This window comes from Thiobacillus denitrificans (assembly GCF_001530125.1).
Lineage (GTDB): Bacteria > Pseudomonadota > Gammaproteobacteria > Burkholderiales > Thiobacillaceae > Thiobacillus > Thiobacillus denitrificans_C.
Genome location: NZ_LDUG01000019.1, coordinates 114,446 through 129,871, shown reverse-complemented (window position 1 = coordinate 129,871; position 15,426 = coordinate 114,446). Strand labels below are relative to the sequence as shown.

The window sequence follows — 15,426 nt, the reverse complement described above, 5'->3', positions numbered from 1 at the left end:
ATTCAAATAGGCAGCGGAAGAAAAATCGAAAAGACGGTATGGCCGGGGCGGCTTTCGCAGTCGATGGTGCCGTGGTTTTGCGCAATCAGCGTCTGCGCGACGGCCAGCCCGAGCCCGCTGCCGCCTTCGCGCCCGGATACCAGCGGATAGAAAATCTGTTCGCGGATGTCCTCGGGGATGCCGGGGCCATTGTCGATGATCTCGACCCGCATTCCCAGCCGGTAGCGGCGGCTTTCCAGCGTGATCTGCCGCGCCACCCGGGTTTTGAAAATGAGCGCGCCCTGGCCGTGGCCTTGCCCCTGTATGGCCTGCACCGCATTGCGCGCGATATTGAGCGTGGCCTGGATCAGCTGTTCGGCATCGGCGTGGATTTCCGGCAGGCTGATGTCATAGTCGCGCCTCAGCGTCACGCTCGGCGTTTCGGCCAGAATCAGGCTGCGGACGCGCTCCAGCACCTCATGGATGTTGACCGCACCAAAACGGGGCATGCGGTGCGGCGTCAGCAGCCGCTCCATCAGCGATTGCAGGCGGTCGGATTCCTTGATGATGACCTGGGTGTATTCGCGCAGGCTCTCGCGCGGCAATTCGTACTCCAGCAATTGCGCCGCGCCGCGAATGCCACCGAGCGGATTCTTGATTTCGTGTGCCAGATTGCGCAGCAGATCGCGGTTGGCTTCCTGCTGCAGGCGCGCCTGTTCCAGCCGGGCAATGCGCAGGTGGGGATCGACCGCCCGTATTTCGATCAATACCGAATGCAGCGGCGTATCCAGCGGTGAAATGCTGCACCCGAGGCGAATCGGCGGATGGCTGCCTACCGCCACGTCGAGTTCGTATTCGATGACGGTTTCCTGCTCGCTGCGCGCGGTGTGAATCGCCGCCCGCAGCCCGGGACTGCGTTCAAACACATGATCGACCTTGTCCCCAACCAGCAGCGCGCCTGATACGCCGAGCAGCGTTTCGGCAGCCGGATTGACATACAGGATGCGGTCGTCAGCATCCAGCACCATGGCGCCGGTGGACAGGCAATCAAGTCCGGAAAAACCGGTTGGGGAAGGCGGCATCATGCTCATGCACTCAGTAGAAGCACTGATTGTGCCAGCGCACGTGGAGCCGTTCGCTTACTTCAGATTGGCCAGTTCGCGCTGGATCGAGGCGACGTTTTGCTCGTGCTGCTGCACGGAAGCACGCAATTTTTTCACGCGATTGAGATAGGTTGCGTCGGTGGCGCGCTCGCCAGGCTGCAGACGCTCGCCCAGCGCCAGTTGGCGGCGCGCGTCGTCGGCATTGCGGCGCTCGCCGGAAATTTCGTCCTGCAGCACCTGGCGGCGGATGTCGTCGCGGCGTTTCTGCGTACTGGCATCGATGCGCGGAAAATCTGCCGGACTGGGATTGTAGGACGCCCGTCGCGGCGCTTTGTCCCGATTCGGAAGCGGCGCCGGCGCACCCGGAAGTTCGATGCGTTTAGCGCCCTTCCTGTAGACATCGGTGAATGTCACCTGACCGTTTTCATCGACGTATTTGTAGATTTCCGCCTGCACGGGCACAGCCAGGATCAGACACAACAGGAAGGAAAAGCGGGCGATTGGCATGGGATCAAGTTTAGCGTACCCACTTGTTAACGGCCAAAAGCCGGCAATCTTGACCGCAAAGCCGGCAACAAAAAAGGGCGGCCGAAGCCGCCCCACTTACTGCGCGCGCCGCGATTACAGCGAGTAATACATCGCGAACTCGGCCGGATGCGTGGTCATGCGGAACTTGGTGACATCCTCCATCTTCAGTTCGATGTAGGCATCGATCATGTCGTTGGTGAACACGCCGCCACGGGTCAGGAACTCGCGATCCTTGTCGAGCTCGTCCAGCGCCATGTCCAGGCTGTGGCAGACCTTCGGAACCATCGCTTCCTCTTCCGGCGGCAGGTCATACAAGTTCTTATCCGACGGGTCGCCGGGGTGAATCTTGTTCTGAATGCCGTCCAGGCCCGCCATCATCAGCGCGGCAAAGCACAGATAGGGGTTGGCCATGGGATCGGGGAAACGGGTTTCGATGCGGCGGGCTTTTTCGCTGGCGGCGATCGGAATGCGGATCGACGCCGAACGGTTGCGGGCCGAATACGCCAGCATCACGGGCGCCTCGAAGCCGGGCACCAGACGCTTGTACGAGTTGGTCGACGGGTTGGTGATCGCGTTCAGTGCCTTGGCGTGCTTGATCACGCCGCCGATGTAGTACAGGCACAGCTCGGACAGGCCGGCATAACCGTTGCCGGCGAACAGGTTCTTGCCGTCTTTCCACAGCGACATGTGCACATGCATGCCGGAGCCGTTGTCGCCGACGATGGGCTTGGGCATGAAGGTCGCGGTCTTGCCGTAGGCGTGGGCGACGTTGTGCACGATGTACTTCAGGATCTGCGTCCAGTCGGCGCGCTTGGTCAGCGTGCTGAACTGGGTACCGATTTCGCACTGGCCGGCGGTGGCAACTTCATGGTGGAACACTTCCACCGGAACGCCGGCCTCTTCCAGCGCCAGCACCATGGCGGCGCGAATGTCCTGCAGGCTGTCGACCGGAGGCACAGGAAAGTAGCCGCCCTTCACGCCGGGACGGTGGCCGGTGTTGCCATTCTCGAATTTTTCGGCCGACGACCAGGCCGCTTCCTCGGAATTGATTTTCACGCCGCAACCCGACATGTTCTCGTGCCAGGTAATCGAATCGAAAATGAAGAATTCAGGTTCGGGGCCGAAGTAGGCGGTATCGGCGATGCCGGTGGATTTCAAATACGCCTCGGCACGGCGAGCCACCGAGCGCGGGTCGCGCTCGTAACCCTTGCCGTCGGACGGTTCGATCACGTCGCAGGTCAGGATGATCGTGGGTTCGTCGAAGAAGGGGTCCATGTAGGCCGTATCGGGATCGGCTTTCAGCAGCATGTCGGAGGCCTGAATGCCTTTCCAGCCGGCGATCGAGGAGCCGTCGAAGGGATGGCCGTCTTCAAACCACTCTTCGGTCACCAGACGAGCAGGAATCGACACGTGCTGCTCCTTGCCGCGGGTATCGGTGAAGCGCAGGTCAGCGAATTTCACTTCGTTGTCCTGAATCATCTTGATTACGTTTAACACATCCATGCTGAAGCTCCTCAAACTGAAATAGACGAAATGACGGCACCAAGATGAGGTGCCGCAATGATTTTTTTAAAACTGAGCAGCAACCGTGCCATGTATGAAATCAGGGTTGAATCATTGTGCCACAAGGCCCATGCAGCGGGATAGCACGGCTCCGCTTTCACTTACGCACCATTAGCATGCATCCGCACCACCTGGCGCACTATTTTGGTGCAAATTGAACCGGACAGTGAATTTCATATAATGGGTTTAACGATTAAGGAGACCAGCATGGGACGCATTACCGAGTTGCTTGACACAGCCCACAGCCGCAGCCAGGCCCATTCCTGGTCTTTTGCGGGTGCCTTGCTGCCGCATGAAGCGCGCGAATTGCTGCAGCTTGCACCCGGGGCCCGCCTGATCGACGTGCGCTCGCGCGCGGAGCTCGAATTGAATGGTGTCATTCCCGACACGCTGCACGTCGAATGGCAATTCTGGCCGGGCTGGGTGCTCAATCCCCATTTTCTGACACAACTCACCCAGGCCACCGATCCGGAAGCGCTGCTGATTTTCATCTGTCGCACCGGCGCGCGCTCGTATCGCGCCGCGTCCGCCTGCACCGAAGGCGGACGCGGCAATTGCTACAACGTGCTGGAAGGCTTCGAGGGCGATCTCAACAAGGCCACCGGCCACCGCAACGAACTCAACGGCTGGAAAATCCGCGGTCAGCCCTGGACGCAGGGCTGACCGGAAAACCCGACGCGGCCGCTTAGCCGCTAAAATACGGTCGCCATGACCGACCGCTACGCCGTATTCGGGCACCCGATTGCCCACTCAAAATCCCCGCTGATCCACGCTGCCTTTGCCCGCCAGACCGGGCAGGACATGACGTATGAGGCGATTCTCGCACCAAAGGACGGCTTTGCGGGCAGCGTGGCGCAGTTCATCGCGGCGGGCGGGCGCGGCGCCAACGTCACCGTGCCGTTCAAGGAGCAGGCCTTTGCGCTGGCGAACCGTCGCAGCCCGCGCGCCGAACACGCGGGCGCGGTGAACACCCTGGTGTTCGATTCCTGCGGCATCCTTGGCGACAACACCGACGGCGCCGGGCTGGTGGCCGATCTCAGTCACAATCTGAATTGCGCGATCGCCGGCAAACGCGTCCTGCTGCTCGGTGCAGGCGGCGCGGCGCGCGGGGGAATCGGGCCGCTGCTCGACCAGCAGCCCGCAGCGCTCGTCATTGCCAATCGCACCATCAGCCGCGCGCAGGCACTCGCCGAGCTGTTTGGCCACGGGATCACCGCGTGCGGCTTCAACGCGGCGAACATGCCCTTCGACCTCGTCATCAACGCCACCGCCGCCAGCCTGGCGGGCGAGCTGCCGCCGCTGTCGCCGCGCGTGTTCACCGCTGACACGCTGGCCTACGACATGATGTACGGGCGCGACACGCCCTTTCTAGCCTTCGCGCGCAGCCACGGCGCGGCCACCGCCGACGGCCTCGGCATGCTGGTCGAACAAGCGGCCGAAGCGTTTTATCTGTGGCGCGGCGTGCGCCCCGATACCGCCCCCGTCATCGCGAGCCTGCGCCAAGACCGCCTGGAAGGCGAGAGTCTGGCGGCGTCCCCCCTGCGGGGGCTGCGCACGTGATGCGCGCTGCGTTGCGCTGGCTTGGCAAGGGCATCGCCCTGGCGATCGCGCTGGTGCTGCTGTATCAGCTGTGGATCTTCGCGCATGTGCTGTGGTGGATCGACCACAACCCCACGTCCACCGCCTTCATGGCGGCTGGCCTGGTACGCCAGCAGGACAAGAACCCCGACGCCGAGCTGCGCCACAAGTGGGTGCCCTACGACCGCATTTCGCCCCATCTGAAACGCGCCATCGTCGCCGCCGAAGACGCGAAATTCCTCGAGCACGATGGCTTCGACGTCGAGGGCATCCAGAAAGCCGTCGAAAAGAACCTGAAGAAGGGCAAGCTCGTCGCCGGCGGCTCCACCATCAGCCAGCAGCTCGCCAAGAACCTGTTCCTGACCGGCGAGCGCAGCTTCCTGCGCAAGGGCCAGGAAACGGTCATCACGCTGATGATCGAAGCCACCTGGAGCAAGCGGCGCATCCTCGAGGTCTATCTCAACGTCATCGAGTGGGGCAACGGCATCTACGGCGCCGAAGCCGCCGCCCGGCGTTACTACAAAACCTCCGCCGCCAACCTCAACCGCGACCAGGCCGCCCGCATGGCCGCGATGGTGCCCAACCCGCGCCTGTATGAGCACAACCGCGGCTCGCGCACGTATCAGCGGCGTGTTGCGGTCATCAAGCGCTACATGGGTTACTCGCAGGTGCCGCGCTGAGCCGAGTTATTTTCAGGTTCCCAATTATTGCCGCCCTGGATGACGTGAGGCGTGACGTGAAGGGGTGGATTCTGTCAGCCAGCCACCATGGTCATGGTCACAGACCGTCAAATTAAATACTCCGTGGTTTGTCCCCGATTGTTAAACAGTGGCGCTGTTGGAATTAGAATCCACCCTGGGAGATGCCATCAATGCGAGACCGGGATAACAATGGATAAGAAACTCGCTGCACTGCTCAAAAAGCTTGCCAAGACTAAAACCGAAGAGGATGTAAAAGCCGCTTGGGCGAAGTGCTTTGATCTTGACTATGACACTTCGGACGACCACGATCTCTACACCCCGCAGGTATTGTTCGAGTTCAAGTTTGACAAGCAGTTAAGGCACACGCCGCATCTCTCCGCTGTGATTGCGCAGGTCATGTATTACCTGCGCCGCCTTAAATTCAGCTTATCCAAGAAGGGGATCCCGCCCATTTTTTGCATCGCCGACCGCAACGAGTGCGTGCTATGCGATGTTTCCGATTGGCGCGACTTGTATCTTGATGAGCAGGAGCAGTTCGATTGGGATTTGCGCCCATCCAGCCCGGATACCAAGCTGATTGCCGCCGTCCAGGAGCATGCCGGATTCAAAAAGCTCCAGGTACGCGACTTGTTGCTCGATGCCGAGGCTCAGGCTGCTTTTGAACGCCTGAATGAGCTGTTCTCACCGCAAACCAGCTTTGCCTATGGCGACAAAAAGCTTATCACCGAAGATAACTTCGAAGAGGTGTTCGATTACTGGAACGAGGTGTTCGGCGAGTCGGTGCGTAATGGTTTCAAGTCATCGCGTTATTTTGTCGCGGACATTCAGCAAGGTAAAACCCAAGTCATTGCCGATCAAGGCAAGGTGTATTTTCAGGTCGGTCCGGACGATATGCGCATCAAGAAAATCCTTGCCGAGGACTATCAGCGCTTCTGGAGCTTGTACGAAAAACTCACCCATGCCGATACCGTGCGCGGCATTATCGCCAAAATGGATCGCCTTACCGATGAGGTGGACAGGCGCAAGCATGGCGAATTTTTTACCCCTCTAGCCTTCGCGCAAAAATCGCTGCAATACATCGAAAAAGAACTCGGGCACGGCTGGTGGCATGGCGGCGAATATCGGCTGTGGGACATGGCGGCGGGAACCGGCAATTTGGAATATTACTTACCCGCCGAAGCTCTGCCCTACACTTACCTGTCCACCCTTTACGATGAAGAAGTTGAACATTGCACACGGCTGTTTCCGGGCGCAACGGTGTTTCGTTACGACTATTTGAACGACGACATTGGCAATTTGTTTTCCGGCGATGACGATCTCAAGAAGCAGGCTGGATTCGGCTTTGATAGCGAAACCAACTGGATCATGCCGGAAAAATTGCGGCGCGATCTGGCTAATCCGAAACTGAAATGGATCATCCTGATTAACCCGCCGTTTGCTACCGCACAACAAGGGGGCGCAACCGGCGCGAACAAGGCCGATGTTGCCAACACCAAACTGCGCATAAAAATGCACGCCGATGATTTGGGCGAAGTTAGCCGCGAACTGTTCGCGCAATTTTTGTATCGCATTCGCCGTGAGTTCAAAGACAAAACCGCCTGGCTTGGATTGTTCTCCAAGCTCAAATACATCAATGCCACCAATGATCAAAAGCTACGCGACACGATGTTTCAATATACGTTTCGCCGTGGCTTTATGTTTTCTTCGGTCAATTTTTCGGGTACGTCGAGTACAAGTCAATTTCCGGTGGGCTTCTTGTTATGGGATTTAGGCGGAAGCCAAGCTCTGCAAGAGCAAACCATCCAACTAGACGTATTCGATACGAAAGTGCAAAAGACCGGCACAAAAATTGTTTCGTCCGATCATCGCGACGGTTTCCTGTCTAAGTGGATCGGGCGCCCGGCAGGCGTAGCCATTTTTCCGCCGTTTTCATCGGCTATACGCATAAAAAGCGCAGGCCCCGACATCCGCGACCGCATCAGCCAAGATTTCTTGGGGTCGCTGATGTGTGCTGGTAATGACATACAACATCAAAATAACACGGCATTGTTATCTGGACCCTACGCCAGCGCCGGTTCGCACAGCATCACGCCGGAAATATTCGAACAATCTTTGGTTGTCCATGCGGTACGTCGTCTGCCAAAAGCCGAATGGCACAATGACCGCGACCAGTTTTTACAGCCTTCGACAGAATTGCCCGATGAGTTCACCAACGATTGCGTGGTGTGGAGTTTGTTTTCCAGCAGCAACAACACAGTGGCGATGCGTGATGTGGAGTACGGCGGCAAGACCTATCAGATCGCAAATCAGTTTTTCCCGATCCCGCTCAATATCCTGCGCCAGTGGCCTATCAGCGACATGGATATAGGGCAAATGTTGCCCACCGCAGAAGACCGCTTTGTCGCTACCTGGCTGACGAAGCATCCGTTGTCTGCCGAAGCGCAGGCGGTGCTGGATGCAGCAACAAAGGTCTATCAGCTTTATTTCACATCTCTCACCAGCTTACGCACCGGCAAATTCAAAATCGAAACATGGGATGCCGGCTGGTATCAAATTCGTAATGCTTTGAGTGATCGTGATTTTGGTTCGGATGAACTGGCTGCCGTCAAGGAAGCTCACAACATTCTAAAAGCCAAACTACTGCCTAAGATTTTTACACTTGGATTTATGGGGTGAGGTAGAAATTCCCATCAGAGAAATACCCCACCGACGTTAACGTCAATTCACAATCAGCACGAAACGGCGATAGAGCCTTACTTGATAGCATTTAGCCAAGCCGGGACACGCCCGCAAACCGTAGCGCGTTACAATCGCGGGGCTTTTAGCCGACCCGCCCAATGACCGAAAACCTCGAAAACCAGTCGCAGGACAACCTCGAAGCCAGCCTGGCGCAGGTGCAGTCCCTGCTCGCCAAGATGCGGCTGGTGGAAGAGCTCGTCCACAAGCAGGGCGGGCCGCGGCAGGCTCTGGTCGAGAACCTGGTGCACAAGCAGAATCTGTCCGAGTTGCAGCGCAAGCTGGAAGAGCTGCACCCGGCCGACGTGGCCTACATCCTGGAAGCCCTGCCGCTGGACGAGCGGCGGCTGGTGTGGGGCCAGGTCAAGGCCGAGTGTGACGGCGAGATTCTGCTGGAGGTGTCCGACTCGGTTCGCGAATCGCTGATCCAGATGATGGACAAGGCGGAACTGCTGGCCGCCGCCGAGTCGCTCGATACCGACGAGATCGCCGACATCGCGGCTGACCTGCCGCACGACGTGATCCAGGACCTGCTGACCAGTCTGGACGCACAGAAACGCGCGCACCTGCAGTCGGCGCTGGCCTACCCCGAGGACACCGTCGGCGCGCTGATGGATTTCGAGATGGTGACCATCCGCGTCGATGTCACGCTCGAAGTCGCGTTGCGCTATCTGCGCCGCCTGGGCGAACTCCCCGACCAGCTCGACAAGCTGTTCGTGGTGGGCCGGGACGACAGGATCATCGGCGTGCTGCCGCTCAAACGCCTGCTGACGACCGATCCGGAGGTTTCGGTGGCGGCGGTGATGGTCGAGGATTTCGTGAAGTTTCACCCCGAGGACGAGGCGCAGGAAGCGGCGCAGGCGTTTGAACGTTACGACCTGGTGATGGCGCCGGTGGTGGATGCGCAAGGGCGGCTGATCGGCCGTCTCACGGTCGATGCTGTGCTGGATTACATCCGCGAATCGGCCGACGCCGACATGCTGTCGATGGCCGGCCTGAAGGAGGAGGAAGACCTGTTCTCCTCTGTCTGGCGATCGGCGAAGAACCGCTGGATGTGGCTGGCCGTCAACCTTGCCACCGCCTTCATCGCCTCGCGCGTGATCGGCGCCTTCGAAGGCTCGATCGAAAAGCTCGCCGCGCTGGCGGCGCTGATGCCCATCATCGCCGGCATCGGCGGCAACACCGGCAACCAGACCATCGCGCTGATCGTGCGCGGCCTGGCGCTGGGGCAGATCACCCAGGCCAACGCACGCCGCCTGGTTTTGAAAGAGCTCGGTGTCGCCCTGTTCAATGGCCTGTTGTGGGGGTCGGTGGTCGGCGTCTTCGCCTGGCTGCTGTACGACAACCTGGCGCTGGGCGGGGTGATGGCACTGGCGATGCTGCTCAACCTGATTGTCGCGGCATTGGCCGGCATTTTCATTCCGATGACGCTGGAACGGATGAAGCGTGACCCCGCCGTCGGCTCGTCCGTTCTGCTGACCTTCACCACGGACAGCATGGGCTTCTTCATCTTCCTCGGGCTCGCCACTGTGCTACTGCTATGAAGAACTTAAACCATTCACCACAGAGGCACAGAGGCACAGAGGGGAAATCAACAAACCAGATTCGCTACGGTACGAAACCTGTATGGGTTTCTCTGTGCCTCTGTGTCCCAAGGGATACCGTCCCTGCGGGACATATCTCTGTGGTTCAAGGGTTTTGTCCACCATGACGCCAGTCCCCGACAGCCGCGCCCTGTATCTGCGCCTGCTGGGCTATGTAAAGCCCTACTGGCGCATGTTCGCGCTTTCCCTCGTCGCGCTGGTGCTCACCGCCGCCACCGAACCGCTGCTGCCGGCGCTGTTCAAGCCGCTGCTGGACCAGGGTTTTGTCGCCAAGGATCAGGATTTCATCCGCTGGATCCCGATTCTGCTGCTGGGACTGTTTCTGGTGCGCGGCATCACCAGCTTCATCAGCACCTACTGCATGGCGTGGGTGGGCAGCCGTTTGGTGATGGATCTGCGCGGCGCCATGTTCGACAAGCTGATGACGCTGCCAACACGCTATTTCGACCAGAATCCGAGCGGCCAGCTGATTGCATATCTGGCGTTCAATGTCACCCAGGTCACGCAGTCGGCCACCAGTTCGCTCACCACCCTGGTGCGCGACACCGTCACGATTCTGGGGCTGCTCGGCTATCTGCTGTGGCTGAACTGGCAGCTGACCCTGATCGTGTTCGGCATGGTGCCGCTCACCCTGTGGATCGTGCGCATCGCCAGCACGCGTCTGCGCGGGCTGTCGCGCAAGGCGCAACGGAACATCGGCGATCTCACCCAGGTCGTCGACGAAGCGGTAGGCGGACATCGCGTGGTCAAGCTCTTCGGCGGCGAGGAATACGAGCAGACGCGCTTCCGCCATGCCGCCAATCTGGCACGGCTGTTCGAGATGAAGCGGGTCGCCGCCAACGCCGTGTACGAACCCGTCATCCAGTTCATCGCCGCAGTGGCCCTGGCGATCATCGTCTATATCGCGGCTGGGCAGGCGGCCAGCAATGCCATCACGGTGGGCGGCTTTGTCGCCTTCTTCATGGCGATGCTGCTGCTGTTTGCGCCGCTCAAAAGGCTCACCGCCGTCAACGACCAGCTGCAGCGCGGGCTGGCCGCAGCCGAAACCATTTTCGCCATGCTCGACCAGGACGCCGAGCGCGACAGCGGCACCCACACGCTCACCCGCATCGAGGGCAGGCTCTCGTTCCGCAACGTGGCGCTCACCTACCCCGGCAAGACCATCCCGGCGCTTGAGAACATCACGCTCGACATCGCGCCTGGCGAAACGGTCGCGCTGGTCGGCGCCTCCGGCTCGGGCAAGACCACGCTGGCCAACCTGGTGCCGCGTTTCTACGACCCCGACGCCGGCGTCATCGAACTCGACGGCATCGACATCCGCGACATCCGCCTGCAGAACCTGCGCAGCCACATCGCGCTGGTGTCGCAGGACGTGGTGCTGTTCAACGACACGCTGACGCACAACATCGCCTACGGCAGCAAGCGCGACGCCACGCCCGATGAAATCCGCGCCGCCTGCATCGCCGCGCACGCCTGGGACTTCATCCAGGACATGCCCGACGGGCTGGAGACGTTGATCGGCGAAAACGGCATGCGGTTGTCCGGCGGCCAGCGCCAGCGCATTGCCATCGCGCGCGCGATCCTGAAAAACGCCCCGCTGCTGATTCTCGACGAAGCCACCTCGGCGCTCGACAGCGAATCCGAGCGCCATGTGCAGGCCGCGCTCGACACCCTGATCGCCAACCGCACTACGCTGGTCATCGCGCACCGGCTGTCCACCATCGAACGCGCCGACCGCATCGTGGTGCTGGAAGGCGGGCACATCGTAGAGATCGGCAATCATGCCGACTTGATCGCCAAAAAGGGCCGCTACGCCCAACTGCACGCGCTGCAGTTTTCCGCATGAGCCCCGACACCTCCTCCGGCTGGGTCAAGCCTTCCCGCTCGCTCTCCACCGCCGCTGGCCGCGCCATTGGCGACTACCGCATGATCCGCGACGGCGACCGCATCCTGCTCGGGCTGTCGGGCGGCAAGGATTCGCTGGCGCTGCTGCACACCCTGCATCATCTGCAACAGAAGGCCCCGGTGAAGTTCAAGTTGCTGGCATGCACCGTCGACCCGCAGTCCGACCAGTACGACCCGTCACCGCTCACGCCCTACCTGGCCGAACTCGGCGTGCCCTACTTTCTCGAATCGCAGCCGATCATGGTCGAGGCGCAGAAGACGCTGACCAAGGATTCCGATTCCTACTGCGCGTATTGCTCGCGCATGCGGCGCGGCATTCTCTACCGTGTCGCGCGCGAACAGAACTGCAACGTCGTCGCCATGGCGCATCATCTGGATGACCTCGCCGAAACATTGATGATGTCGATGTTCTTTGGCGGCAAGCTCAGGACCATGTCGCCGCACTACCTCAACGACGCCGGCGACCTGCGCATCATCCGGCCGTTTGTCTACGCGCGCGAGCGCCAGACCCGCGCGTTTGCGCAGGACACCGGTCTGCCGGTGATTTTCGAGAACTGCCCCGCCTGTTTCGCCAAGCCGCAACAGCGCTATGCGATGAAGCAGATGCTGGCCGAGCAGGAAAAAACCCATCCGCGCATCTTCAACAGCCTGTTGACCGCAATGCGCCCGCTGATGGGCGAGCCGCCCGGCTGATTTTCGCTGACCCCGTTTGCCCGTAGAATCAAGTCTTTGTTTTAATTGATATTTCCATACTGAGACCAAGGTTATGACGGCTTCCTTCATCCCCCCCAAACGCATTCTCATGGGTCCCGGCCCCTCCGACGTGCCGCAGCGTGTGCTCGACGCGATGGCACGCCCGACCATCGGCCACCTCGACCCCGCTTTCGTCGAGTTGATGGAGCAGATCAAGTCCATGCTGCGCATGGCCTTCCAGACCGAGAACGCGCTGACCTTCCCGGTCTCGGCGCCCGGCTCGGCGGGCATGGAAATGTGCTTCGTCAACCTGGTGGAACCGGGCGACAAGGTCATCGTGTGCCGTAACGGCGTGTTCGGCGGGCGCATGCTGGAAAACGTCAAACGCACCGGCGGCGTGCCGGTGATCGTCGACGACGCCTGGGGTACACCGGTCGATCCGCAAAAGGTGCGCGACGCCTTCAAGGCCAATCCCGACGCGAAAATTCTCGCCTTCGTGCATGCCGAGACCTCGACTGGCGCGCAGTCGGACGGTGAAGCACTGGGCAAGATTGCGCAGGCATTCGGCGCGCTCACCATCATGGACTGCGTCACCAGCCTCGCCGGTACGCCGCTGTACATGGACAAATGGGGCATCGATGCCGCGTACTCCGGCAGCCAGAAATGTCTGTCGTGCACGCCGGGGTTGTCGCCGGTGTCGTTCTCTGATCGCGCAATCGAGCGCATCAAGGCGCGCACGACCCCGGTGCAGAGCTGGTTCCTCGACCTCAACCTGGTGCTCGGCTATTGGCAGTCCTCAGGCAAGCGCACCTACCACCACACCGCGCCAATCAACCCGATGTACGGCCTGCACGAAGCGCTGGTGATCCTGGAAGAGGAAGGCCTGGAAAACGCCTGGGCACGTCACCGCGCGATGCACGAAAAGCTCAAGGCCGGGCTTGAAGCCATGGGCCTGAAATATGTGGTCGAGGCATCAGCTCGCCTGCCGCAGCTCAATTCGATCTACGTGCCAGAAGGCGTCGACGAGGCCGCGATTCGCGCCCGCCTGTTGAACGAATTCAGTCTTGAAATCGGCGCCGGCCTCGGCGACATGGCCGGCAAGATCTGGCGCATCGGTTTGATGGGCTATTCGGCGAAGCAGGAAAACGTCGACTACTGCCTGAAAGCGTTCAAGGCCTACCTGCCCTGAACCACCAGCATCGGAAAGGTCGCGCCATGAAAGCTTATTTGATCGACGCCAACACTAAAACCGTCAGCCCGGTCGAACTGGCCAAAGGACTGCCCGACATCCGCCGCCTGATCGGCTACGACTCGGCCGATTCCGAAGAAATCGACGCCAGCGGCGACCGGCTGTTCTTCGACGAAGGCTGCTTCCTGCGCGACCAGACCGGCAAGGGCCGCTTCAAACTCGACAACCTGGTGCCGGTCGCCGACAAGGCAGTGGTGGTGGGCTCGAGCGACGACAGCGCAATACTCAAAGACGTTATGGTCGACCTGACAACTTTACAAAGGCGTATTGCCTGACTGTAACAACGCATCCATCCACATATCCGTACGCACAGGGCGCTTCTGAAAGTGTCCGGAGCAATGCTCGGGCTATTCGCGCCTTGGTTGCCATAATATCAAAGTATTTATATAATGCATTGAATGAAAGTTCTGAAATTCATCGGCAGCGCGCTGGACGATCTGGCTGCGTTCCCGATGGAAGCCAGAAAGCAGGCCGGTTTCGAGTTGTGGCAAGTGCAAGGCGGCTCGATGCCATCGGATTTCAAACCCATGTTAGGTGTTGCCCGGGCGCCTATGAAATTCGGCTGCATGTGCTGGGAGAATGGCGCGTCATCTATGTGGCGAAATTCTTGGACACCGTCTACGTGCTGCACGCCTTTCACAAGAAAACCCAGAAGACCCGCAAGGAAGATATCGAACTGGCGGCGCGACGTTATAAGCAGATAGGAGCAAACCCATGAACGAGCAGATCATTGAAGAATCCAGCGGCAACGTCTTTGCCGATTTGGGTTTTGCGCCCGGAGAAGCCGCCATTCTTGCCATGCGGGCGGACTTGATGCTCAAACTGCGCCAGGTCATCGAAGCCCGCGGCTGGACGCAGGCCCAAGCCGCGCAAGCACTGGGCGTGGGTCAGTCCCGTATTTCCGATCTGGTGCGCGGCAAGTGGGATAAATTCAGCCTCGACATGCTGGTGACGCTGGCCGCGCGCGCTGGGCTGACTGCGCGGATTGAACTGGCGGACGCGGCTTAGAAGGCTCGACTATCGTGTCAGACACTGAGGTTTCCTTTCAAACGCCGGTTTAGCTGTTGCCAGCGTCGTCACGTACAACAATGCGGCAACCTTCGATGCCCAGGGAACAATCGCCTTCAACTCCAACTTCGCGGACTTCGGCACTGGGTTCGGTTTTCCGGGAGACCCTTTCACGAGGGGTGACGTCACGTATCGTTCGACGCAAAACCTAACCTGGGGATCCGGGACAGGGTACACCACCACTGCGCCCCTTATCGGTAACAATTATTGGACGCCGATCGTTGGTGACATTGCGACGGGGCCCGCGTACAACATGTTCGGTTTCGACATCGGAACATACAACGCGAGCCTCATTTCGATCGACGTACTCACCAACATGGGGACGTACAACTACCCCAATCTCGCTATTGCCAATTCTGCGGCGGGACTGCTGGAATTCAGAGGATTCATCGCATCTGCCGGAGAATACTTCACGGGCTTCCGAATTACGGCCGATAATGGTCCAGGCAACTTGCCGGGAATCACTGATGTGCGAGTGGGAAATTCCGGGGTCAATAATGTCCCCGAACCCAGCACCCTCGCGCTTCTCGGCCTTAGCCTCGCCGGTCTTGCAGCCTCGCGTCGGCGGGGCTTTTTCGCATAAGTAAATATGCCTATGAACCATTTTCAGTTGCTGCAAAACGCCCTCCCCTTGAAGGGGAGGGTTGGGGTGTATCATGAAATCGTGTCTGACCCTATTTACATACTTCTGAAATCGACCCTATTTACATACTATTTAC

Annotated in this window: 15 protein-coding genes; 12 read left to right on the top strand and 3 right to left on the bottom strand. The window is 59.8% G+C overall.

All coding sequences use genetic code 11. From position 1 onward, the window contains the following. Positions 1 to 2: 2 nt before the first annotated feature. The 3 genes from glnL to glnA all read right to left on the bottom strand — a co-directional run bounded on the left by glnL (position 3) and on the right by glnA (position 3,113). A complete protein-coding gene (glnL, locus tag ABW22_RS07350) occupies positions 3 to 1,070 on the bottom strand; it encodes a nitrogen regulation protein NR(II) (protein ID WP_193393287.1) in 1,068 nt (355 codons plus the stop codon). A 48-nt stretch (positions 1,071 to 1,118) separates the two neighbouring features. Then, positions 1,119 to 1,589, bottom strand: coding sequence for a DUF4124 domain-containing protein (locus ABW22_RS07345; RefSeq protein WP_059754084.1), 471 nt, complete (start codon positions 1,587 to 1,589; stop codon positions 1,119 to 1,121). Positions 1,590 to 1,703: 114 nt separating this feature from the next. After that, positions 1,704 to 3,113: a type I glutamate--ammonia ligase gene (gene glnA / locus ABW22_RS07340; RefSeq protein WP_059754081.1), complete on the bottom strand. Its 1,410-nt coding sequence runs from the start codon at positions 3,111 to 3,113 to the stop codon at positions 1,704 to 1,706. A gap of 267 nt (positions 3,114 to 3,380) precedes the next feature. Here glnA and ABW22_RS07335 point away from each other — a divergent pair, with 267 nt between their 5' ends. The 12 genes from ABW22_RS07335 to ABW22_RS07280 all read left to right on the top strand — a co-directional run bounded on the left by ABW22_RS07335 (position 3,381) and on the right by ABW22_RS07280 (position 15,290). Beyond that, entirely contained in the window at positions 3,381 to 3,836 is a 456-nt protein-coding gene (locus ABW22_RS07335; protein WP_059754079.1) for a rhodanese-like domain-containing protein, read from the top strand. A gap of 45 nt (positions 3,837 to 3,881) precedes the next feature. Continuing rightward, positions 3,882 to 4,733, top strand: coding sequence for a shikimate dehydrogenase (aroE, locus tag ABW22_RS07330; protein ID WP_059754077.1), 852 nt, complete (start codon positions 3,882 to 3,884; stop codon positions 4,731 to 4,733). Beyond that, positions 4,733 to 5,431: a monofunctional biosynthetic peptidoglycan transglycosylase gene (gene mtgA, locus ABW22_RS07325; RefSeq protein ID WP_088178761.1), complete on the top strand. Its 699-nt coding sequence runs from the start codon at positions 4,733 to 4,735 to the stop codon at positions 5,429 to 5,431. Before aroE ends, mtgA begins: the two co-directional genes overlap by 1 nt. Before the next feature lie 210 nt (positions 5,432 to 5,641). Beyond that, positions 5,642 to 8,128, top strand: coding sequence for a hypothetical protein (locus ABW22_RS07320; protein WP_059754075.1), 2,487 nt, complete (start codon positions 5,642 to 5,644; stop codon positions 8,126 to 8,128). 161 nt (positions 8,129 to 8,289) lie between these two features. After that, positions 8,290 to 9,732: a magnesium transporter gene (mgtE, locus tag ABW22_RS07315; RefSeq protein WP_059754074.1), complete on the top strand. Its 1,443-nt coding sequence runs from the start codon at positions 8,290 to 8,292 to the stop codon at positions 9,730 to 9,732. Between the two features lie 163 nt (positions 9,733 to 9,895). After that, on the top strand, positions 9,896 to 11,638 hold the full coding sequence (gene msbA, locus ABW22_RS07310) for a lipid A export permease/ATP-binding protein MsbA (RefSeq protein WP_059754072.1): 1,743 nt from the start codon (positions 9,896 to 9,898) through the stop codon (positions 11,636 to 11,638). After that, positions 11,635 to 12,390 (top strand): ATP-binding protein, encoded by a 756-nt coding sequence (locus ABW22_RS07305; protein WP_059754069.1) that lies wholly within the window; start codon positions 11,635 to 11,637, stop codon positions 12,388 to 12,390. Before msbA ends, ABW22_RS07305 begins: the two co-directional genes overlap by 4 nt. A gap of 73 nt (positions 12,391 to 12,463) precedes the next feature. Then, positions 12,464 to 13,579, top strand: a complete 1,116-nt coding sequence (locus tag ABW22_RS07300) for a pyridoxal-phosphate-dependent aminotransferase family protein (RefSeq protein WP_059754067.1) — start codon at positions 12,464 to 12,466, stop codon at positions 13,577 to 13,579. A 26-nt stretch (positions 13,580 to 13,605) separates the two neighbouring features. Then, positions 13,606 to 13,914, top strand: a complete 309-nt coding sequence (locus ABW22_RS07295) for a hypothetical protein (protein WP_059754063.1) — start codon at positions 13,606 to 13,608, stop codon at positions 13,912 to 13,914. Positions 13,915 to 14,123: 209 nt separating this feature from the next. Continuing rightward, a complete protein-coding gene (locus ABW22_RS18320; protein ID WP_330218755.1) occupies positions 14,124 to 14,357 on the top strand; it encodes a type II toxin-antitoxin system RelE/ParE family toxin in 234 nt (77 codons plus the stop codon). Continuing rightward, positions 14,354 to 14,647, top strand: a complete 294-nt coding sequence (locus ABW22_RS07285; RefSeq protein WP_059754060.1) for a helix-turn-helix domain-containing protein — start codon at positions 14,354 to 14,356, stop codon at positions 14,645 to 14,647. The genes ABW22_RS18320 and ABW22_RS07285 overlap by 4 nt, the downstream gene beginning before the upstream one ends. A 313-nt stretch (positions 14,648 to 14,960) precedes the next feature. Beyond that, positions 14,961 to 15,290, top strand: coding sequence for a PEP-CTERM sorting domain-containing protein (locus tag ABW22_RS07280; RefSeq protein ID WP_059754057.1), 330 nt, complete (start codon positions 14,961 to 14,963; stop codon positions 15,288 to 15,290). Positions 15,291 to 15,426: the final 136 nt, after the last annotated feature.